The following is a 19,850-nucleotide window of genomic DNA, read 5'->3' on the forward strand; positions in this document are numbered from 1 at the left end:
AAGCGGCACTCTCTGCAAAATCACTCAGACCCTTCGGAGTGCTGAAGCAAATGCGCAGACTCAGGCGCTGAGGCGATCGGCTTCGAGCTCAACTGGGACAACCGGAAAATCAAGTTCCGCCACCTCACGATCGCTCAAACGACGGGTCCAGGCCCCCTTGATCGGATCGTTCCAACGGAAACCCGCTGCTTTGGCGAGGTGGCGTTCGTCGAACGACACCCGGGCACGCATCAACTGGCGGGGTTCCAGGCCCCGCTCCAACAGCTGCTCCAGGTCGTCACAGCGGGCGAAGACTTCCGCGATGTAGATGCAATCGCTAAGGGCGCGGTGGGCAGCCCAAACCGGAACGCCGTAGGCCAAGGCCAGGTCCCGCACCGACGGCCGCGAACGCAGCTGACGCTCCGCCGGCCAGCGAATGTCTTCCATAGTGCACAGCCACGGTGTTGCAGTGGCCGGCACAACGCCGAGACCAAACCACTGGCGATCGAAGGCCGCGTTATGGGCCACCAGCAGATCGGCAGCTTCAAGCAGATGCTCAAACCACACCAGCGCCTCCCGCCAGGGCTGGGGCCTGCGGGTGACGGCGGCGGGGATCCGGTTGATCGCCTCTGCCGCGTTGGAGTCCACCGGCAGGAGAAACGATTGCTGGGCCAGCACCGAACGACTCGGCACATCAAACAAAATGCAGCCCACCTCCAGGCATTGGTCCTGCTGCGGATCCAGACCGGAGGTTTCGGTGTCGATGATCAGCAGGGTGGTGGGTGAGGCCTTTGGCGCGTCCTCGGGCTGATCAGCCTTGGCCTCGGGTTCAGCGGCTGGCGGAGCAGGCATCGGCATTGCCGCTGTTTGGGGCTCCGCCTGAGGCCTTGAAAATCCCGCAAGCAAATCGAGCTGTTCAGGCATGGCGCAGTGACTCCTCCCGCCCCTGATTCTCCCGCCCCGGGCAAGGTGCCTGCTGCCTAGGGTTCAACCTCTTCATTTCAATCGAATGGCCCTCGGGATCGGCGACCGGCTCCCCTCCTTCAGCCTGGAGGATCAGAACGGCGACCTTCGCACTCCCGCTTCGGTGCAGGGCCGCTGGCTGGTGCTGTTCTTCTATCCCAAGGACGACACACCTGGCTGCACAGCTGAAGCCTGCAGCTTCCGCGACAACGCAGAGAGCTTTGCTGCCCTCGATGCAGAGGTCTGGGGCATCAGCGGTGATGACGCCGTCAGCCACCGCCGTTTCGCCAGCCGTCACAACCTCACGTTTTCGCTGCTATGCGACCGCAACAACGCCCTGCGCCGCGAGATGGGTGTGCCCAAAGCCCTTGGCCTGCTTCCCGGTCGCGTCACCTACATCGTTGATGGCGAGGGGGTGATCCGTCACACCTTCAGCAACCTCCTGGATGGCCCGGCCCACGTGCGTGAAGCACAGCAAGTGCTGAATCAGCTGCGCGGTTGAGCATGGCCAACTGGCGTCAGCTGGGTGCGATCTGGCAACTGCGGCCGGCCGAACCCACGGGATTGATCGAATTCATCGGCGGAAGCTATCTGGCGGCCACCCCCCAGATCAGCTACCGCAGGCTGCTGGAAGAGCTGGCGGCGGATGGGTTGGCGGTGCATGCCTGGGCCTATGTGCCCGGGTTCGATCATCAACGTCAGGCCCGCGATGCCTGGAGTGCCTTCCGCTCTGCGCGTCGCCAACTTGAGGAGCGCTGCGGAACCTTTGGGGCTCCGCTGCGGCTTGGCCACAGCCTGGGATGCAAGCTTCACCTGCTGGCCCCCGATGGGGGTCGGGGCAGCAGGGCTCTGGTGGCCCTGAGCTTCAACAACTTCAACGCCGATCGCTCGATTCCCCTCCTGGGGGAACTGGCACCAAGGCTCGGGGTGGAAACCGAGTTCAGCCCAAGCCCAGCTGAAACGCTTCGCTTGATCAGCCGCCACTACCAACAGGAGCGGAACCTGGTGGTGCGCTTCGGGCGCGATGAACTGGATCAAAGCGACGATCTGATCCAGGCCCTGCGAGAACGTGCTTCCGACGCCAGCTCAACCCTGGAGCTGCCCGGTGATCACCTCACCCCAGCCAGTGCAGGGCTGCGGCGCAGCTTTCTCGGAGACTGGGCGGATGACCCCAGGCGGGTGGCGGTCATCCGTCAGCTGAGCCGAACCATCGGCCAGGCGATCAGGCCCTGAGGCGATCCAGAACGGAGCGATCTTCCAGGGTGCTGGTGTCGCCACTCACCTCCTGACCCGCCGCCAGGGCCCGCAGGATCCGGCGCATGATCTTGCCGCTGCGGGTCTTGGGCAGGGCATCACTGCAACGGATCTCATCCGGCCGGGCAATCGGACCGATTTCCGTTCCCACGTGGGCGCGCAACTCCTTCACAAGGGCGTCATCGCCCTCGCGGCCCGCCTGCAGGGTGACGAAGGCCACGATGCCTTCGCCCTTGAGGTCGTCGGGCCGACCCACGACAGCCGCCTCCGCCACCGCAGGGTGACTGACGAGCGCTGATTCAATTTCCATCGTGCCGAGACGGTGGCCTGAAACGTTGATCACGTCATCGACGCGACCCATCACCCAGAAGTAGCCATCGGCATCCCGACGGGCACCATCCCCCGCGAAATAGAGGTAGGACCCATCGGCAGGACGGATGTGCTCCCAATAGCTCTCGCGGAAGCGTTGGGGGTTGCCATGCACGGTGCGCATCATTCCCGGCCAGGGAGCACGCACCGCCAGGTAGCCGCCTTCATCAGCACCACAGCTGTTGCCTTCCGCATCAATGATGTCGGCTTGAATGCCGGGCAGGGGCAGGGTGGCAGAGCCGGGCTTGGTGGGCGTTGCCCCTGGCAGGGGGCTGATCATCACTCCGCCGGTTTCGGTCTGCCACCAGGTGTCGACGATCGGGCAGCGGTTGCCTCCAATCACGTCGCGATACCACATCCAGGCCTCCGGATTGATCGGTTCGCCGACGGTGCCGAGCAGCCGGAGGCTGCTCATGTCGAACTGATCCGGAACGGAGCGGCCGCTCTTCATGAACGCCCGGATGGCGGTGGGAGCCGTGTAGAAGATCGAGATCTTGTGTTTCTGGATCAACTCCCAGAAGGCACCGGGCTTGGACGGTCGCGGCGCACCCTCATACATCACCGTCGTGGCACCGTTCGACAAGGGGCCGTAGACGATGTAGCTGTGGCCGGTGATCCAACCCACATCGGCCGTACACCAGAAGACATCCTCATCCCGGATGTCGAAGATCCACTGGAAGGTGAGGTGGGCCCAGAGGTTGTAGCCGGCGGTGGTGTGCACAACGCCCTTGGGCTTGCCGGTGGAGCCGGAGGTGTAGAGCACGAACAGTCGGTCCTCGCTGGCCATCGGCTCAGCGGGGCAGTCGGCACTTTGACCCTCCACCAGGTCATGCCACCACTGATCGCGACCGGAGACCATCTCCACGTCCTGCTTGGTGCGCTGCACCACAAGCACGCCGGTCACCGAGGGGCAGGCGCCATTGGCCAGCGCCGCATCCACCGCGGGCTTGAGTGACACCGGCTTGTCCTTGCGGAAGCCGCCATCAGCGGTGATCACCGCTTTCACTTCACCATCGTTGAGCCGATCCCTCAGGGCTTCGGCGGAAAAGCCGCCGAACACCACTGAATGGGGTGCACCGATGCGCGCGCAGGCGAGCATGGCGATCGCCGCTTCCGGCACCATCGGCATGTAGAGCGCCACAAGGTCACCCTTGCCGATGCCCATGGCCTTGAGGCCATTGGCGGCTTTGCACACCTCGGCATGCAGTTCCTGGTAAGTGAACCGGCTCACATCCCCCGGTTCTCCCTCCCAGATCAACGCTGTCTTCTGCGCCGTTGGCCCATCGAGATGACGGTCCAGGCAGTTGTAGGAGAGGTTGGTGGTGCCACCCTCAAACCAGCGCGCGAACGGAGGATTCGACCAATCGAGCACGGTGTGGAAGGGCTCGAACCAATGCAGTTCTCGACGGGCGGCCTCACCCCAGAACGCATCAGGATCGTTTTTGGCGGCATCGGCCATGGCCCGGTAGGCCTCGAGGCTGCCAATGCGCGCTTTGGCGGCGGTGTCTGCTGGCGGCTCGAACACCCGCTGCTCCTGCAGCACGCTTTCGATGGTGGTGTTGGCGTCGGTCACAGCAGACTGCGCAGTGCTTCTCCTGGAAGGGTAAGGAGCAGGACCCCGCTTGATCCAGGTCCCGTATCAATCCGTCGGACGATGATGCAGTCGATGCGAAACGATTGAGCTGGGCATCGCCATACCGGGATGAAACTGCCACCTGCCGCTTGCCTGTTCGATCTGGATGGGCTTCTGCTCGACACCGAGCCGCTGCATGGCCGGGGCTGGTGGGAAGCCGCGGCCCATTTCGGCACCCAGCTGAGCGAGGCCCAGTTGATGCAGCTGAAGGGCCGTCGCCGGCTCGACTGTGCGGCCCAGGTGGATGCATGGCTGGCGAAACCGGTGGGCGCAGATGCGCTGTTGGCGGTGCAGCAGCCGATCGTGCGTGCCCTGCTTCCGGATGCTGCCCCGATGCCTGCCGCGCAGGAGCTGGTGGCGCATTGCCACAACCGGGGCATCCCCATGGCACTGGTCACCAGCAGCAGCAGCGAGGCCGTTGCATTCAAAGCAGCACCCCATCCCTGGCTGGAGCTGATCCAGGAACGGGTCTACGGCGACGATCCCGAGCTCAACGCGGGCAAACCCGACCCCGCACCCTTTCGACTTGCTGCCCACCGGTTGGGGCTCAACCCAAGCAACTGCTGGGCCCTGGAGGATTCCCAGGCCGGCAGCCAATCAGCCCTTGGCGCCGGGTGTCAGGTCTGGCTGGTGAGCCCCAAGGGCTCCGACCAACCCGACCTGGAGACCAACCCCTGTGCCATCAACAGCCTGGCTGTTGTGTGGAAGCTGTTGGCTTGAAGTCGCTGCTCAGTACAGGCGGCTGAGGACAAAGTCCGGCAGTTCCATCAAGGCGCGTTGCGCCGCAGACTCCGGCAGCCAAGCGATCGATTCCCGGGATTCGCGGGCAAAGGTTTCCGCCAGCTCACGGGTGCGTTCAATCGCCTTAGAGGCCCGCACCATCTCCAGTGACTTGTCCAGGTCACCGGGCTCGGAAAACTGGCGATCGATCAACGGCTGCAGCGATGGATGCTCCTCAAGGGCATAGAAGGTGGGAGCCGTGAGATAGCCGCTAGCGAGATCACTGGCGGCGGGCTTGCCGAGCTGCTGGTCGCTTCCGGTGAAATCGAGGATGTCATCCACCACCTGGAAGGCCAGGCCCAACTGGCGACCGAATTGATAGAGGCTGTCGAGCTGGGAGGGTGAGCAGCCGCTGAGCACGCCTGCGGCACGGCAGCTGTTGGCAATCAGGGATGCCGTCTTGCAGTAGCTCTTTTCGAGGTAGGTCTCAAAGGTTTGGGCCGTGTCGAAGCGGTAGAGGCCCTGCTTCACCTCCCCATCCGCGAGATCCATGATCACGCGACTAAGCAGCTTGACCACGTCGAGGTCATCGAGATTGGCAAGGTGCCAGCTGGCCTGAGCGAAGAGGAAGTCGCCGGCAAGAACAGCAACCCGGGCATCGAAACGGCTGTGGACCGTGTCCACCCCGCGCCGAGTCGAAGCCTCATCCACCACATCGTCGTGAACGAGCGAGGCCGTGTGGATCATTTCAGTGATCTCAGCCAGGCGGCGGTGGCGGGGCGTGAGCTCTCCCTGCGCGGACAAGGCCCGCGACAGAAGCAGAACAATTCCGGGGCGCAACCGCTTGCCACCGGCGCTGAACAGATGCTCGGCAGCGGCCTGGAGGATGGGGTGACCTGCCCCGATCAGGCTGCGCAGGTCTCCGAGCAGGGTTTCAAGATCTGTCTCTACCGGTTGGAGTAGCTCGGTAACGGTGCTCATGACTCCCCTCGGCGCCGCGATCCTAGTGGTCCCATGCTCAGTCCTGCAGCAGCTGAAGGCTGACGGCAGGCCGCTGGCCCAGCCAGGGGGTGGCGCGCACAGCGAAGCCATCGGGGTCTGCGGTGACGCAGAAGCGGCAGCTCTCCAGGGAAAACGGCCTTGGAGCCGGCGAGATGCGCGCCGGTGGCCCCAGAACGGCATCCAGCTGACGGGCCACGCCGATGGCCGGGTCAATGATCTGGACCGACTGCGGCAGCAGCTGACGCAACAGCGGCACCAATAACGGGTAATGGGTGCAACCCAGCACGATCGAGTCCACGGAAGCCGCCAGCAGGGGTTCGAGATAGGCCTGGGCCGCACGACGCAGGTCGTCGCTGTTCATCTCGCCGGCTTCGATCAAAGGCACAAAGGCAGGACAGGCCTGCTCGATCACCACCGAGCCGGGATGAAGCGCTTCGATGCTGGCCCGGTAGGCCGAGGAGGCCACGGTGGCTGGTGTGGCCAGCACGCCAACACGGCGCGTTTCCAACATCGCTGCGGCGGCGCCGATCAAACCGATCACCGGCACCCCGGCCTGTCCCTCGGCCACATCCCTCGCCAGGGCATTGGTGGTGTTGCAGGCCATCACCACCGTGAAGACCTGTTGGTCACGCAACCAACCCACCACTTCTGCAGCGATGCGCCGGATGTCATCCGGTTGACGGTTGCCATAGGGAACCCGGGCCGTGTCACCGAGGTACACGCAGGGCACCGGTCCATGGCGTTCGAGCACCCGACGCAGAACCGTCAGACCACCGAGGCCGCTGTCGAAGAACCCCAGCAGTTGCTTCGTCATCGCACCTCCTGTTTGAGGTAGTTGAGGATGCCGGCCGCCAGGGCCAAGGCCAGGCGGCGGCGATGGTCGGCCTTGGCCAGACGCGGCGCATCAATTGCCCCGGTGACGAATCCCATCTCCACCAGAGCCGAAGGCATGGTGCTGCGTCGGATCACGAAGAAGCGACCACGTCTGACGCCGCGGTTCGGTGTTCCGGGGGACACATCCATCATCTGCTGCTGCAGATAGGACGCGAGGCGTCCAGAACGGGGGTCCGAGAAGAAGAACGTCTCAATCCCGTTCACATCCGGGCGGTTCATGCTCAGGGCATTGGCATGGATGCTCACGAAGGCCGTGGCCCCACTGCGGTTTGCCAGGGACACCCGCGGCGGCAGGTCCACATCCACTTCACGGGTGCGGGTCAAGCGCACGTCCACGCCCCTCGCCCGCAGAAGGTCGGCCACCTGCAGCGACACATCCAAAACCACGTCGGTCTCGCGCAGACCGCCTATGCCGATGGCCCCCGGATCAGGCCCCCCATGACCGGGGTCGATCACGATGCGATAACGGTTGCGGGCCACGGTGGGCAGCCCGGAAGGATCCACCGGCGTGCGGGTGGGACGGAATCCACCCGGTGGGAGCCAGGCCGTGGCACGACCGCTGAGGTCGCCTTCACCGAAATTATCCAAGCCGCGGGTGGGCAGGCCTGTGAACACCAGTTCCCAACGGTCCGGAGCGGTTCCGCGCAGGCGCAGATCGTTGGGATTGAGATCCACATCAGGGCGGAATTCCACCACCAGACGGGTGGCACCCGCGCGGGGTTTGCCCAGCCGGATCTCACGGACGGCACCGCGTCCCGCCAGGCGCCGCGGGAATCTCAGCTCACCTGGTATGTCAATCCAGACCCTGGTGCCGCGGCCATCGCTGGCGGCCTGAAAAAACGCCTCCAAGCGAGCGTTCCGGCTGGTGCGCAGCTTGAGCACCCCCTCCTCAGTGAAGGCCCAGGCGGCCAAGGCACTGGCGGCTCGGGCAGGCAACGCCTGAGTGAAGGCCGTGCACTGCAGAGATGCGGCCAAAAGCCAGGCCATCCGTCGGGACGAGGCCGGAGCCATGGCGCTCAGAACAGCGTGGGTTGGCGGTGCCGAAGGCTCGGCATCTGACCCCGAACATGACCGAGGTGGTTGGTGTTCACCGGAGCAATGGCGGCTCCCGCCAAGACACCCGCATCCGCGAGGACCGTTCCCCAGGGATCAATCACCAGGGCATGTCCATGGCTCTGACGGCGAGCGTGGTGGACACCGGTCTGAGCCGGAGCGAGGACATAGGCCGTGTTTTCAATGGCCCTGGCCTGCAGAAGCACCTGCCAGTGGTCTTTTCCGGTGAAGGCCGTGAATGCCGCAGGAATCATCAACAGGTCTGCGCCGGCACCGACGAGATGGCGATAGAGCTCAGGAAACCTCACGTCGTAGCAAATGGACAGCCCCACCTTGCAGAGACCAGGAATCTCAACAACCGGAGGCAGATCCCTGCCTGGGTTCACCGTTGCCGACTCGCGGTAGGTGTTGCCGTCCGGCAGGTCGACATCGAAGAGGTGAATCTTGTCGTAACGGCCCAGGAGCATGCCGTCACGGTCGACAAGCTCAGCGCGGTTCAGGGTTCGCGATCCATCACCCACCGGCACAGGAAAGCCACCACCCAGCAGCGCCACCTGATAGCGACGCGCCATGGTCACCAGGAAGCGACTGCTCTGCTCCGCCAGAGTGGGAGCCAGCTCCAGGCGCCGGCTGTCTTCGCCCATGAAGGCGAAATTCTCCGGCAGACCGATCAGCTCGGCACCACGGCGGGCAGCCAGATCGATCTGCTCTTCAGCTGCATTGAAGTTGAGCTCCGGGTCCTGACCACTCGTCAGCTGGACAGCAGCCGCCAGGAAGTCGCTCACATGCACTGATCAGATGAGCGAACTTTAGTGAGGGTCAGGCCGCCCGAAGCACCCCAGGCTCGACCTGTGTCGGAACGACACTGAGCTGATCGAGGCCAGCACAGCAGCGGAAATCCGCGTCGTGATCGCCCAGGCGAATCAAGCGCTGACCATGCGTCGCCGTGCGAAGACAAGCCTCTGGTTCGGATTGCCACTGACGCCAGAGGGAGACGGCTGCTGTGAGTTCGTCGTTGGCGGCACTGCTCCCGGTGGGATCCAACTCCAGCAAGCGATGGCCCAAGGCACCAGCGGCCAGGGAATCCTCGAGGGAGTAGGCCCCCTCCCAACCGCTGCCGACAATCGCCACGTGGCTGGGTTGTTTTTCCAGCAAGCGCTGGGCCACGGCTTCACGGTTCGGCAACGCCGCCGTAAGCAGCAGGGGAACCTCGCGGACACGATCGAGCGCCCGGGTGCCATTGGTGGTGCTCATGAACAGACGCTTGCCAGCCACCCGCTCCGGCGTCACGGCAACCGGTGAATTGCCCAGGTCAAATCCCTCGAGCATTTGCCCACCGCGCTCACCAAGGAGCAACCGAGCATCGGCAGGCCATGCCGCTGCCGCAGCGCGCAGATCGTCGAGGCTGGCGAAGGCCTGCACCGCCTCAGCACCGTTGTGCAACGACCAGGCAATGGTGGTGGTGGCCCGCAGCACATCAATCACTACCGCCGCATCGGGGCGGAGGTCCTGCGGCATCTCTGCCGGCACATGGAAGTAGGAGATCTGCATGGCCACGCTGAACACCGGCGTGCGACACAGTACCGAGACCGCTTGCGCCGAGACCGTCATCCCATGGCCCTGTTCCAATCCGGTCCGGCCACCCGAGATCTGCGGGGCTTCCTCAAACTGCTCGAGGACCGCGGCCAGCTGCGCCGGATCACAGCTCCGGTGGACCCCGACCTTGAGCTGGCGGCCATTGCAGACCGGGTGCTGAGCCAAGGAGGTCCCGCCCTGCTGTTCGAGAACGTGATCGGCTCGTCGATGCCGGTGGCCGTCAACACCCTCGGCACCGTGGAACGTGTGGTGTGGAGCATGGGCCTCGAACGGGCCGAGCAGCTGGAGGAACTGGGGTCACGCCTGGCCCTGCTGCAGCAACCCCGCCCTCCCAAAGGCCTGGAGGAAACCAAACAGTTCGCGCGGGTCTTCTGGGACCTGGTCAAGGCCAAGCCCGACCGCGACCTCACCCCCCCCTGCCGTCAGCAGGTGTTCCGTGGCGATGAGGTTGATCTCGACAACATCCCCCTGATCCGGCCCTGGCCAGGGGATGCCGGGGGCGTGATCACGCTTGGACTGGTGATCACCAAAGACCCCGAAACCGGTGTCCCCAACGTGGGTGTCTACCGGCTTCAGAAGCAGTCGGTGAACACCATGACCGTGCACTGGTTGAGCGTGCGCGGTGGTGCCCGCCACCTGCGCAAGGCAGCCGCCATGGGCAAGAAGCTGGAGGTGGCGGTGGCCATCGGCGTGCACCCGCTGCTGGTGATGGCCGCAGCCACACCGATCCCGGTGCAACTCAGCGAGTGGCTGTTCGCAGGCATCTATGCCGGAGAAGGGGTTCGTCTGGCCCCCTGCAAAACCATCGACCTGCAGGTGCCCAGCCACAGCGAAGTGGTTCTGGAGGGAACGATCACTCCCGGTGAAGTGCTGCCGGATGGCCCCTTCGGGGATCACATGGGGTTCTACGGCGGTGTGGAGGACTCACCTCTGGTGCGCTTTCACTGCATGACCCAACGGCGGGATCCGGTGTTTCTCACCACCTTTAGCGGCCGTCCTCCCAAGGAAGAAGCGATGCTGGCCATCGCGCTGAACCGGATCTACACGCCAATCCTGCGGCAGCAGATCCCAGAGATCACCGACTTCTTCCTGCCGATGGAAGCGCTCAGCTACAAGCTGGCGGTGATCTCGATCGACAAGGCCTATCCGGGGCAGGCCAAGCGTGCTGCCATGGCCTTCTGGAGTGCCCTGCCGCAATTCACATACACCAAGTTCGTTGTGGTGGTAGACAGTCACATCAACGTGCGCGACCCGCGTCAGGTGGTCTGGGCCATCGCGGCCCAGGTGGATCCCCAGCGCGACCTGTTCACGCTGGAAAACACCCCCTTCGACACCCTGGACTTCGCCAGCGAGCAGTTGGGCCTGGGGGGACGACTGGCTATTGATGCCACCACCAAGGTGGGACCTGAGAAAAATCACGAATGGGGCGAACCCCTCAGCCGTCCGGCGGATCTGGAACAGCGGGTCAGCGACCGCTGGGCCGAGCTAGGTCTGGAGGACCTCGGCAACGACGACCCCGACCCCAGCCTCTTCGGCTATGCCCTCGATCGCCTGATTCAGGGCCTGAAGACCGGCCAATAGGATCAGCCCAACGACGAAACAACCTTGAGCGGCACAGGCCAATCCGACGACCCTCGTGAGCTCAAGGCCGGAGGAACCCTCCAGGGACGGGTGAAGGTTCCAGGCGATAAATCGATCTCGCACCGATCGCTGCTGTTCGGCGCCATCGCAGAGGGCACAACAACCATTGATGGTCTGCTCCCTGCCGAAGACCCCCTGAGCACCGCCGCCTGCCTGCGGGCGATGGGCGTCAGCATCAGCCCGATCACCGATGGCGGCATCGTCACCGTTGAAGGGGTTGGCCTGGACGGATTGCAGGAGCCAGCAGAAGTGCTCGACTGCGGCAACTCCGGCACCACGATGCGACTGATGCTGGGCCTGCTGGCGGGCCGCGACGGTCGCCACTTCGTGCTGGATGGCGATGCGTCCCTGCGCCGCCGCCCGATGCGTCGGGTGGGCCAACCGTTGGCCTCAATGGGTGCGGAAGTGCGTGGCCGTGATGGCGGCAACCTGGCGCCGCTGGCGGTGCAGGGGCGCCAGCTGAAAGGAACGGTGATCGGCACGCCCGTGGCCAGTGCTCAGGTGAAATCAGCCCTGCTTCTGGCTGCGCTCACAGCCGAGAGCCCGACCACGGTGATCGAACCGGCCCAGTCCCGTGATCACAGCGAGCGGATGCTGAAGGCCTTCGGTGCTGATCTCACCGTTGGCGGCGAAATGGGACGGCACATCAGCGTGCGTCCCGGCGCCACCCTGCAGGGCCAGAAGGTGGTGGTCCCTGGTGACATCAGCTCGGCGGCCTTCTGGCTTGTGGCTGGAGCCTTGATTCCAGGTGCCGATCTCACCATCGAAAACGTGGGGCTGAATCCAACACGCACCGGGATCCTGGAGGTGCTGGAGCAGATGGGTGCCCGGATCGAGGTGCTCAACCCCCGTGACGTGGCGGGCGAACCGGTGGGCGATCTGCGGGTGACCCACGGACCATTGAAGCCCTTCAACTTCGGCGAGCAGATCATGCCCCGCCTCGTGGATGAAGTGCCGATCCTCAGCGTCGCCGCCTGTTTCTGCGAGGGCGAAAGCCGGATCAGTGGAGCGTCTGAACTGCGGGTGAAGGAAACCGATCGGCTGGCGGTGATGGCGCGTCAGCTCAAGGCCATGGGTGCCGACATTGATGAACATGAGGACGGCATGACCATCCGCGGCGGTAGACCGCTCAAGGGAGCCGTGCTGGACAGCGAAACCGATCACCGGGTGGCGATGAGCCTCGGCGTGGCGGCCATGCTCGCCGACGGCAACTCGAGCCTCGCGAGAAGCGAAGCTGCAGCCGTGTCGTATCCCTCGTTCTGGGACGAACTTGAACGGCTCCGCTGCTGAGCTCGGTGCGCTCCGCGTCTATCCGACGGCGGATGGCAGCTTCAGCCTGCACAGCGATCACTTCGGCGAGGCCTTTCACAACTCGGCGGGAGCCCTGAATGAGGCCCGGGCCAAGTTCGTCCAACCCGCTGAGCTGCAGCGCTTCAGCGGCGGCACTGAATTAAAGATCCTGGATGTGTGCCTGGGGCTCGGCTACAACACGGCCGCTGTGCTGGAAGCCTTGCCGACGGCAGGGCCGAAGCTGCGGTGGTGGGGGCTTGAGCTGGACCGCCGGCCCTTGGAACAAGCCTTGGAGCAGGCCAGTTTCCAATCCCTCTGGTCAGCCTCTGTGCTGGCGAAGCTTGAAGCCATTCGCGACCACGGCTGCTGGAAAGAACCAAACAACTGGCAAGAACCCAACAGCCAAGGCATCCAGCTCTGGGGCGATGCCCGATCGAAGCTCCAGGAGATTCCCGAGCCCGTTCGCTTTGATCTGGTGCTGTTGGACGCCTTCTCCCCACAGCGCTGCCCGGAACTGTGGAGCGAAGAATTCCTGGGAGTGCTGGCGCAGCGCTTGGCTCCGCAGGGACGGTTGCTCACCTACAGCCGTTCCGCCGCGGTGCGGGCCAGCCTGAAGCGGGCGGGCTTGAGCCTGTATTCCCTGCTGCCGGCCCCGGGCGAACGGGTGGGTTGGAGCAGCGGCACCATGGCCACGCCTGCAGACACCGCCTGTCCTCTGGACGGCCCCGGTTGGCGCCAGCTCTCGGCGATGGAGTGGGAACACCTGCAGACCCGGGCGGCCGTGCCATTTCGTGATCCCCAGGGCAACGCCACAGCTGAAGACATCCTTGAGCGCCGCCGCCTTGAACAGGAGCATTGCGGTTATGAACCCACCAATGCCTGGCAAAGGCGCTGGCGCAGGGACACTCCGTCCTGAGCCCGGTAGATTCCGCCCGTCTTCCCCTCGCTCCGCATGCTTGCCGTAGCCGTACTGGCCGCTGGAAAAGGCACCCGCATGAAGAGCGCACTCCCAAAAGTGCTCCAACCGCTGGCGGGAGCCACCCTGGTGGAACGGGTTCTCGCCAGTGCCGGCAACCTGCAACCGGAACGGCGGCTGCTGATCGTTGGGCATCAAGCCGAACGGGTGGAGCAGCAGCTGGCTCCGCTCGGAAGCCTGGAATTTGTTCTGCAGCAGCCCCAGAACGGCACGGGCCATGCGGTGCAACAGCTGATCCCCTCGCTGCAGGGCTTTGAAGGGGAACTGCTCGTGCTCAACGGCGATGTGCCCCTGCTGCGAAGTCAAACCGTCGACGCATTGGTGCAACAGCACCGCGACAGCGGTGCCGATGTCACCCTGCTGACGGCACGGCTCGAGGATCCCACCGGTTACGGGCGTGTGTTCGCCGATGCCGATGGCCAGGTGAGCAGCATCATTGAGCATCGCGATTGCACGGACGAGCAACGCAGCAACAACCTCACCAACGCCGGGATCTACTGCTTCAACTGGACAGCCCTGGCCAACGTTCTGCCGAAGCTCAGCACCGACAACGATCAGGGGGAGCTCTATCTCACCGACACGGTGGCGATGTTGCCGAAGGCCATGCACCTGGAGGTGGCCGATGCCGATGAGGTAAACGGCATCAACAACCGGCGGCAACTGGCCCAGTGCGAAGCCCTGCTGCAGCAACGGCTGCGCCACCACTGGATGGATGAAGGGGTCACCTTCGTTGATCCCGAAAGCTGCACCCTCAGCGAAGGCTGCAGTTTCGGCCGCGATGTGGTGATCGAACCGCAAACCCACTTCCGCGGCCGTTGCGTGGTTGGCGACAACTCCCGGATCGGCCCCGGCAGCCTGATCGAGGAAGCGTCGGTTGGGACCAATGTCAGTGTGGTGCACTCCGTGGTGCGAGAAGCCAACGTCGGCAACGACGTTGCCATCGGTCCCTTTGCTCACCTGCGGCCGGCCGCCGATGTCGGCGATGGCTGCCGCATCGGCAACTTTGTGGAGGTGAAGAAAAGCCAGCTGGGGGCTGGCACCAAGGTGAACCACCTCAGCTACATCGGCGACGCCCAAGTCGGGGAGAAGGTCAACGTGGGGGCCGGAACCATCACCGCCAACTACGACGGGGTGAACAAGCACCGCACCGTGATCGGCAGCAACAGCAAAACCGGTGCCAATTCCGTACTGGTAGCCCCCATCAACGTCGGCGAACGCGCCACCATCGGTGCCGGGTCAACGATCACCAAGGATGTGGCGGATGGCGCTCTAGCAATCGGTCGCGCCCGCCAGATGACCAAGGACGGCTGGGCGGAACGAAAGGTTTAATCCAGCCTTCTAAAGACTTGGCAACAGCGGAATCAACCGTTCCAGGGCGACACCGCGGCTGGCCTTGAGCAGCAGAACATCACCGGAGTTCAGCCAGGCAGCCAGGGGCGCTGCGGCGTCTTCGGGGTGCGACACCAGCTGCAGGTGGGGCAGGGGAGCCGCCACTTCAGCCATCGCCTTGCCCTCCTCACCGCCATCCACCAGCACCAGACCATCCAGGCCCAGCTGCACAGCGCGGGCGGCAACCTCTTGATGCAGCTCCAGGCTGCGCTCCCCAAGCTCCAGCATGGTGCCCAGCACGGCAAAACGTCGCCCCGGTTGCGCAGCCAGCAGCTCAAGAGCGGCCAACACCGCCTCAGGCGATGCGTTGTAGGTCTCATCGAGGAGTGTCAAACCACCCTGCTGCAGGCGGCGGTTGCGTCCGCCCGGCACCATCACCTGCATGGCTTGCAACGCCTTGCGGGACACGCCCAACTGGTCTGCGACAGCGACGGCCAAGAGCAGGTTGCGGGCGTTATGGCGCCCCTCCAGCTGTAGCGGGAGACGATCTGCACCGATCAGCAACTGGTCGCCGTTGACGTCTCCAACCAGATCGGATTCGACCTCGGGATCGTCAGCCAGGCGCACGCGCAGCACGCGGCCGGACCACACCGCCGCCAAGGCCGACTCCAGCAGGGGATCACCGGCGGGAATCACCACGGTTCCCTTTGGATGCAACCCAGCCGTGATTTCACATTTGGCCGCTGCAATCGCTTCACGGCTGCCGAGACGACCGATGTGGGCCGTGCCGATGTTGGTGATCACCGCAAGATCTGGCTCGGTGCAGCGGGAGAGACGCTCAATCTCCCCAGGCCCCCGCATGCCCATCTCAATCACCAGGGCCGCATCAGCAGCAGTGGAGCCCAGAACGGTTAGGGGAACGCCGACATCGTTGTTGTTGTTGCCTTCGCTGGTCTGAATCGCTCCCAGCGGAGCCAATGCCGCTCGAATCAACTCCCGGGTTGTGGTTTTGCCGGCTGAGCCCGTCACCGCCACCAGAGGCTTGGCCAGGGCACGGCGATGCAGCAAGGCCAGCTGTTGATAGGCCAGCAGTGTGTCGTCCACCCGCCAATGCAACAGGCCTGAAGGCAACGGTTCAGTCCAGCTGCGGCTCACAACAGCAGCCTGGACCTTGTGTTCAGGCAGTTGGGCAAGAAAGTGATGACCATCGAAGCGCTCGCCCACCAGGGGGACAAAAAAATCATCCGCCTGAAGCTGTCGGCTGTCGGTGCAGACCCGTCCCATCAGGGCATCGGGTTCAAAGCTGCCGCCCTGCGGCGTTCCCCAGGCATCCAGCAGCTGACGCAGCGTCAGGGTCATCCCACCAACCCGAGGTCAAACAGGATCATGCCGCCCCCAACCCGAGCTGACCGCCCCAGCAGATCGCCCTGCTCATTGACCAACTGAAGACTGGCGTAATCCAGCTCGAAAGCCGACTGAAGCCAACTGGAGGCGAGGCTCTGGCGTTGATCCAGAGGCAACTGCTGCCAAGCGTCAACAGACAACTCCAAGAGCAAGCGGTCCTGCTCCGGAACGGGCTTGGCTGAACGGAGCAGTCCTTCCGGGACGGCCTTGTCCTGAAACAACTCGAACAGGGGATCAAAACTGAGTTGGGGCTGGGGGGGCTGCTCCGGCTCCGATGGTTCCAAAGCCGGCTCCGCATCCACAGCTTCCAGCGGAGGGGATGGCTCCTGCAGCATGGGCTGTGGAGCTGGGATCAGCTCCGGCACGGGAAGCTCAAGGTGAGACGTCCGCTGCTCCACGACCGGCTCCGGACGCGAGGCGGGTCGGGCGTGGTCCTGCCAGAAGCGGACCCCAGCCAGCGGCAGCAGCAGGAGCAGCACCAGCAGCAGTGGCCAGAAGCTGGGGGCCAAATCCCGGGGCCAGAAGCCTGGCACCGAAAGCTCACCCTCTCGATTGCGGCGCCAGAGTTCCTGAACCCTGAGCCGGAGATCGGCGGCCATCGCCTGCAGGTTGCGGCCGAACTCCTGCCAGGGGCTGACGTAGGGAGCCGGGAGATTGCCCGATGGCTCCACCCCCTGGAGCTCGGAACGAGCCTCAGGTGGGGAGTCGGATCGGGCGGGCTCGCTCAAACTCAACTGGATCGACGACCGAAGAGGCGATTCAGGGGATTCCGGCCGGCGGAGGTCACCTCAGCAGGAACCCTGGCCTCTTCAGTCTGCCCCTCGGAACGGGAAGGATCAGCAGCCTGCCCCTGAGAGAACTGTTCCACCAGGGCAGCATCCGGGGTGGGTTCCTTGATGCCGCAGACGTCCTTGTACATGAGGTCGTAATCGACCGCGGAACGATCCCAGCTGTAGTCCTGATTCATGCCGCGTTTCTGCAGCTCGACCCAGCTGTCCCGATGGCGGAACGCCTCCCAAGCCCGCACCAGGGCTGTGTAGAAGTCGACCGGTTCAAAGCGATCGAAGCAGAAGCCTGTGCCGCTGTCGGCAGCGGGGATGTGGGGCGGAACGGTGTCAACGAGACCACCAACCTTGCGAACAACGGGCACTGAGCCGTAGCGCATGGCGTAGAGCTGGCTGATGCCACAGGGCTCAAACCGGCTGGGCATCAGGAAGGCATCGCTACCGCCGTAGATCAACCGCGACAGGTCGTCGTCGTAGGTGAGGAAGACGGCGCACTTGCCGGGGTGACGGGATGCGAGTTGCCAGAGCCCGGATTCCAGCCCCCGGTCGCCGGTTCCCAGCACAACGATCTGGGTGTCGGTGTAGGCCAGCAGACGATCAGCCACCTGCAGCAACAGATCAACTCCCTTCTGGTCGACAAGGCGGCTGACCATGCCAAGGACGAAGGCGTCCTCCCGCACCTCCAGCCCCATGCGCTCCTGGAGCACCTTCTTGCAGACCGCCTTGCCGGAGAGGTCGTCGGCGCTGAAGTTTGCCGGCAGGGAGCGATCGGTGGCTGGGTCCCAGGCATCCAGATCAATGCCGTTGAGGATGCCGCGCAGCTTGCCCGAGACAAAGTTGAGCAGACCCTCCAGCTTTTCGCCGTATTCCGCCGTGCGGATCTCCTGGGCGTAGGTGGGCGACACCGCATTGACGCGGTCGGCGTATAGCAGCGCAGCAGCCATGGTGTGATCCCCCTGCATGTACCAGGGGCACCAGGTCATTCGATCGAGCTTCCAGCGCCAGGGACCCTGGTACTTGAGGTTATGGATGGTGAACACCGTGCTGATTTCCGGGTCCTGATGCATCCACACCGGGATCATCCCGGTGTGCCAGTCGTGGCAATGCAGCACCTGGGGTTTCCAGACGTTCCAGGAGAATTCGGCAGCAGCACTGGCGAAGAAGGTGAAGCGCCAGTCCTCGTCGTCGCCGCCATAGATGCGTTCCGGGTCGAACACCGGATGACCCACCAGATAGATCGTTATCCCATTGGTGGGATGCTTCGTTTCATAGACGGCGAACTCGGTGCCCATGGTCTGGGCTCGCCAGATCGGCTCCGCCGGCACGTTGAGGCGGCTCCAGAGCTTGGCGTAGCCCGGCATGATCAGGCGCACGTCATGGCCGAGCTTGGCCAATGCCGGGGGCAGAGAGCCAACAACATCGCCCATCCCTCCAACCTTGATCATCGGGGCGCATTCCGCTGCAGCGAAGAGGATGCGCATGTCTCAGATCGGCGTTGGCGCGGCGACTTTAAGGGGAATTTAGGAATCTGTTCCGTCAGGGAAGAACCGTCACCTGAGTTCCAAGCGACACCTGGCGATACAGGGCACGCACATCCTCGTTGTAAAGCCGCACGCAGCCATGGGAAACGGCCCGTCCCACCGTCCAGCGGTGGGGGGTGCCATGGAAACCCGTGGTGGTGCATCCCTTAATCGTGATCCAGGCATCGCCGTCATGGGCATCACGGCCGCGGCAATCGCGATGGAAAGCGATCCAGTGGCTTCCCAAGGGATTGTTGGCCCCCTGTTCCTCCACCCGCTCGCCACTCACCGGATGCACCCACACCGGATTGGGGATCTTCTGAAGCACTTCAAAGCTTCCGGTGGGGGTTTCCCAGCCGGGCATGCCGATGGCCACCGGAAAGGCGTTGCGCAGCCTGCCGTTGTCGAGCAGAAACACACGGCGACGGCCGCGCAACATCACCACATGGCGAGTGCTGTTACCTCGCAGATCCTGAGCCAGTGAAGCCAGGCCTGCCGTCACGGAATCCTCAGCCGCCGCCTGCAGCAGGGCCAGCGGTTCCGGCGGAGGAAGAGGAAGCATGCCCGTCAGGGTAACCAGCCTGTCTCGGAAAAATCCGGAGACCGCTTCTCAAGGAAGGCATTGCGGCCTTCCACGGCTTCTTCGGTTCGATAGAAGAGATGGGTGGCATTGCCCGCCAATTCCTGCAACCCGGCGAGGCCATCGGTTTCGGCGTTGAATGCGGCCTTGAGGCAACGGATGGCCGTAGGGCTGTGCTGCAGCACCTCGCGGGCCCAGCGCACCCCCTCCGCCTCCAACTGCTCCAACGGCACCACTGCGTTGACGAGCCCCATGTCCAACGCCTCCTTGGCGCCATAACGGCGGCAGAGAAACCAGATTTCACGAGCCTTCCGCTGGCCAACCACCCGCGCCAGGTAGCCCGCACCAAAGCCGCCATCAAAACTACCGACCTTGGGGCCGGTCTGGCCGAACACAGCGTTCTCGGCAGCAAGGCTGAGGTCGCAGAGCAAATGCAACACCTGGCCGCCGCCCATGGCATAGCCGGCCACCAGGCCGATCACCACCTTGGGCAGGCTGCGGATGATGCGCTGCAGATCCAGCACGTTCAGGCGGGGTAAGCCGTCCTCACCGACGTAACCGCCGTCGCCACGAACACTCTGGTCACCGCCGGAACAGAAGGCATAACCACCATCGGGGGCTGGACCAACGCCGGTGAACAGCACCACACCAATGTCACGGTCATCCCGGATGCGCGTGAAGGCATCACAGAGCTCCATCACCGTCTGCGGGCGGAAGGCATTGCGCTTGGCGGGGCGGTTGATGGCCACACGCGCCAGGCCGTCAGCGCAACGGTCCACAAGGATGTCCTGGTAGCTGCCCCACGGTGTCCATTGCGCGGTTGGCGCACCGGGAAGCACCTGACGCATGTCACTCATCGGGT

At 64.2% G+C, this 19,850-nt stretch carries 19 protein-coding genes; 7 read left to right on the forward strand and 12 right to left on the reverse strand.

Annotated features, from left to right (window positions below; translation table 11 throughout):
- Positions 1–60: 60 nt before the first annotated feature.
- The gene (locus SynTAK9802_RS07050) at positions 61–903 is read right to left on the reverse strand and encodes a 3'-5' exonuclease (RefSeq protein ID WP_186495552.1); all 843 of its coding nucleotides are present in this window, start codon (positions 901–903) and stop codon (positions 61–63) included.
- A gap of 85 nt (positions 904–988) precedes the next feature.
- On the opposite strand from SynTAK9802_RS07050, the gene SynTAK9802_RS07055 reads away from it, so the two are divergent.
- Positions 989–1,444, forward strand: coding sequence for a peroxiredoxin (locus tag SynTAK9802_RS07055; protein ID WP_186495553.1), 456 nt, complete (start codon positions 989–991; stop codon positions 1,442–1,444).
- Positions 1,445–1,446: 2 nt separating this feature from the next.
- Entirely contained in the window at positions 1,447–2,175 is a 729-nt protein-coding gene (locus tag SynTAK9802_RS07060; protein ID WP_186495554.1) for a DUF1350 family protein, read from the forward strand.
- Here the strand turns inward: SynTAK9802_RS07060 and acs are convergent.
- Positions 2,165–4,138 carry an acetate--CoA ligase gene (gene acs, locus SynTAK9802_RS07065; RefSeq protein ID WP_186495555.1) on the reverse strand — a complete coding sequence of 658 codons (1,974 nt, stop codon included), beginning with the start codon at positions 4,136–4,138 and terminating at the stop codon, positions 2,165–2,167. The two genes, SynTAK9802_RS07060 and acs, sit on opposite strands and share 11 nt — an antisense overlap.
- Positions 4,139–4,267: 129 nt before the next feature.
- On the opposite strand from acs, the gene SynTAK9802_RS07070 reads away from it, so the two are divergent.
- Positions 4,268–4,918 carry an HAD family phosphatase gene (locus SynTAK9802_RS07070; protein ID WP_186495556.1) on the forward strand — a complete coding sequence of 217 codons (651 nt, stop codon included), beginning with the start codon at positions 4,268–4,270 and terminating at the stop codon, positions 4,916–4,918.
- Positions 4,919–4,927: 9 nt separating this feature from the next.
- Here SynTAK9802_RS07070 and sds read toward each other — a convergent pair whose 3' ends face one another.
- Genes sds through SynTAK9802_RS07095 form a run of 5 tightly spaced genes read right to left on the reverse strand, consistent with a single transcriptional unit; the run spans position 4,928 to position 9,418 of the window.
- Positions 4,928–5,899, reverse strand: a complete 972-nt coding sequence (gene sds, locus SynTAK9802_RS07075; protein WP_186495557.1) for a solanesyl diphosphate synthase — start codon at positions 5,897–5,899, stop codon at positions 4,928–4,930.
- Positions 5,900–5,936: 37 nt separating this feature from the next.
- Positions 5,937–6,734, reverse strand: coding sequence for a glutamate racemase (gene murI, locus SynTAK9802_RS07080; RefSeq protein WP_186495558.1), 798 nt, complete (start codon positions 6,732–6,734; stop codon positions 5,937–5,939).
- Positions 6,731–7,825 carry an N-acetylmuramoyl-L-alanine amidase gene (locus tag SynTAK9802_RS07085; RefSeq protein ID WP_186495559.1) on the reverse strand — a complete coding sequence of 365 codons (1,095 nt, stop codon included), beginning with the start codon at positions 7,823–7,825 and terminating at the stop codon, positions 6,731–6,733. The genes murI and SynTAK9802_RS07085 overlap by 4 nt, the downstream gene beginning before the upstream one ends.
- 5 nt (positions 7,826–7,830) lie before the next feature.
- Positions 7,831–8,652 carry a carbon-nitrogen hydrolase family protein gene (locus tag SynTAK9802_RS07090; RefSeq protein ID WP_186495560.1) on the reverse strand — a complete coding sequence of 274 codons (822 nt, stop codon included), beginning with the start codon at positions 8,650–8,652 and terminating at the stop codon, positions 7,831–7,833.
- A 34-nt stretch (positions 8,653–8,686) separates the two neighbouring features.
- A complete protein-coding gene (locus tag SynTAK9802_RS07095) occupies positions 8,687–9,418 on the reverse strand; it encodes a 2-phosphosulfolactate phosphatase family protein (protein ID WP_186498080.1) in 732 nt (243 codons plus the stop codon).
- A gap of 63 nt (positions 9,419–9,481) precedes the next feature.
- Between SynTAK9802_RS07095 and SynTAK9802_RS07100 the strand changes: the two genes are divergently transcribed.
- The 4 genes from SynTAK9802_RS07100 to glmU are packed head-to-tail and all read left to right on the forward strand — an operon-like array spanning position 9,482 to position 14,699.
- A complete protein-coding gene (locus tag SynTAK9802_RS07100) occupies positions 9,482–11,044 on the forward strand; it encodes a UbiD family decarboxylase (protein WP_186495561.1) in 1,563 nt (520 codons plus the stop codon).
- A 24-nt stretch (positions 11,045–11,068) separates the two neighbouring features.
- Positions 11,069–12,394 (forward strand): 3-phosphoshikimate 1-carboxyvinyltransferase, encoded by a 1,326-nt coding sequence (aroA, locus tag SynTAK9802_RS07105; protein ID WP_186495562.1) that lies wholly within the window; start codon positions 11,069–11,071, stop codon positions 12,392–12,394.
- A complete protein-coding gene (locus SynTAK9802_RS07110; protein ID WP_186495563.1) occupies positions 12,375–13,310 on the forward strand; it encodes a tRNA (5-methylaminomethyl-2-thiouridine)(34)-methyltransferase MnmD in 936 nt (311 codons plus the stop codon). The genes aroA and SynTAK9802_RS07110 overlap by 20 nt, the downstream gene beginning before the upstream one ends.
- A 36-nt stretch (positions 13,311–13,346) precedes the next feature.
- Entirely contained in the window at positions 13,347–14,699 is a 1,353-nt protein-coding gene (gene glmU, locus SynTAK9802_RS07115; RefSeq protein WP_186495564.1) for a bifunctional UDP-N-acetylglucosamine diphosphorylase/glucosamine-1-phosphate N-acetyltransferase GlmU, read from the forward strand.
- Positions 14,700–14,708: 9 nt separating this feature from the next.
- Here the strand turns inward: glmU and murF are convergent, their stop codons facing one another.
- From murF to menB, 5 genes are read right to left on the reverse strand one after another with little or no spacing between them, the layout of a single operon-like run.
- A complete protein-coding gene (gene murF / locus SynTAK9802_RS07120) occupies positions 14,709–16,058 on the reverse strand; it encodes a UDP-N-acetylmuramoyl-tripeptide--D-alanyl-D-alanine ligase (protein WP_186495565.1) in 1,350 nt (449 codons plus the stop codon).
- Positions 16,055–16,837 carry a hypothetical protein gene (locus SynTAK9802_RS07125; protein ID WP_186495566.1) on the reverse strand — a complete coding sequence of 261 codons (783 nt, stop codon included), beginning with the start codon at positions 16,835–16,837 and terminating at the stop codon, positions 16,055–16,057. Before SynTAK9802_RS07125 ends, murF begins: the two co-directional genes overlap by 4 nt.
- Positions 16,834–18,369, reverse strand: a complete 1,536-nt coding sequence (gene glgA / locus SynTAK9802_RS07130; protein WP_186495567.1) for a glycogen synthase GlgA — start codon at positions 18,367–18,369, stop codon at positions 16,834–16,836. Before glgA ends, SynTAK9802_RS07125 begins: the two co-directional genes overlap by 4 nt.
- A 55-nt stretch (positions 18,370–18,424) precedes the next feature.
- A complete protein-coding gene (locus SynTAK9802_RS07135) occupies positions 18,425–18,970 on the reverse strand; it encodes a L,D-transpeptidase (RefSeq protein WP_186495568.1) in 546 nt (181 codons plus the stop codon).
- Positions 18,971–18,975: 5 nt separating this feature from the next.
- The gene (gene menB / locus SynTAK9802_RS07140) at positions 18,976–19,845 is read right to left on the reverse strand and encodes a 1,4-dihydroxy-2-naphthoyl-CoA synthase (RefSeq protein WP_186495569.1); all 870 of its coding nucleotides are present in this window, start codon (positions 19,843–19,845) and stop codon (positions 18,976–18,978) included.
- Positions 19,846–19,850 lie beyond the last annotated feature (5 nt).

It is taken from the genome of Synechococcus sp. TAK9802, assembly GCF_014279535.1.
Taxonomy (GTDB): Bacteria; Cyanobacteriota; Cyanobacteriia; order PCC-6307; family Cyanobiaceae; genus Parasynechococcus.

What these genes read in the sequence shown, in the direction of transcription:
- SynTAK9802_RS07050 (WP_186495552.1), bottom strand. Translation starts at nt 903, where the DNA reads ATGCCTGAACAGCTCGATTTGCTTGCGGGATTTTCAAGGCCTCAGGCG.
- SynTAK9802_RS07070 (WP_186495556.1), top strand. Translation starts at nt 4,268, where the DNA reads ATGAAACTGCCACCTGCCGCTTGCCTGTTCGATCTGGATGGGCTTCTG.
- glgA (WP_186495567.1), bottom strand. Translation starts at nt 18,369, where the DNA reads ATGCGCATCCTCTTCGCTGCAGCGGAATGCGCCCCGATGATCAAGGTT.
- menB (WP_186495569.1), bottom strand. Translation starts at nt 19,845, where the DNA reads ATGAGTGACATGCGTCAGGTGCTTCCCGGTGCGCCAACCGCGCAATGG.
- sds (WP_186495557.1), bottom strand. Translation starts at nt 5,899, where the DNA reads ATGAGCACCGTTACCGAGCTACTCCAACCGGTAGAGACAGATCTTGAA.
- murF (WP_186495565.1), bottom strand. Translation starts at nt 16,058, where the DNA reads ATGACCCTGACGCTGCGTCAGCTGCTGGATGCCTGGGGAACGCCGCAG.
- SynTAK9802_RS07095 (WP_186498080.1), bottom strand. Translation starts at nt 9,418, where the DNA reads ATGCAGATCTCCTACTTCCATGTGCCGGCAGAGATGCCGCAGGACCTC.
- SynTAK9802_RS07135 (WP_186495568.1), bottom strand. Translation starts at nt 18,970, where the DNA reads ATGCTTCCTCTTCCTCCGCCGGAACCGCTGGCCCTGCTGCAGGCGGCG.
- SynTAK9802_RS07060 (WP_186495554.1), top strand. Translation starts at nt 1,447, where the DNA reads ATGGCCAACTGGCGTCAGCTGGGTGCGATCTGGCAACTGCGGCCGGCC.
- SynTAK9802_RS07100 (WP_186495561.1), top strand. Translation starts at nt 9,482, where the DNA reads ATGGCCCTGTTCCAATCCGGTCCGGCCACCCGAGATCTGCGGGGCTTC.
- SynTAK9802_RS07055 (WP_186495553.1), top strand. Translation starts at nt 989, where the DNA reads ATGGCCCTCGGGATCGGCGACCGGCTCCCCTCCTTCAGCCTGGAGGAT.
- SynTAK9802_RS07085 (WP_186495559.1), bottom strand. Translation starts at nt 7,825, where the DNA reads ATGGCTCCGGCCTCGTCCCGACGGATGGCCTGGCTTTTGGCCGCATCT.
- glmU (WP_186495564.1), top strand. Translation starts at nt 13,347, where the DNA reads ATGCTTGCCGTAGCCGTACTGGCCGCTGGAAAAGGCACCCGCATGAAG.
- murI (WP_186495558.1), bottom strand. Translation starts at nt 6,734, where the DNA reads ATGACGAAGCAACTGCTGGGGTTCTTCGACAGCGGCCTCGGTGGTCTG.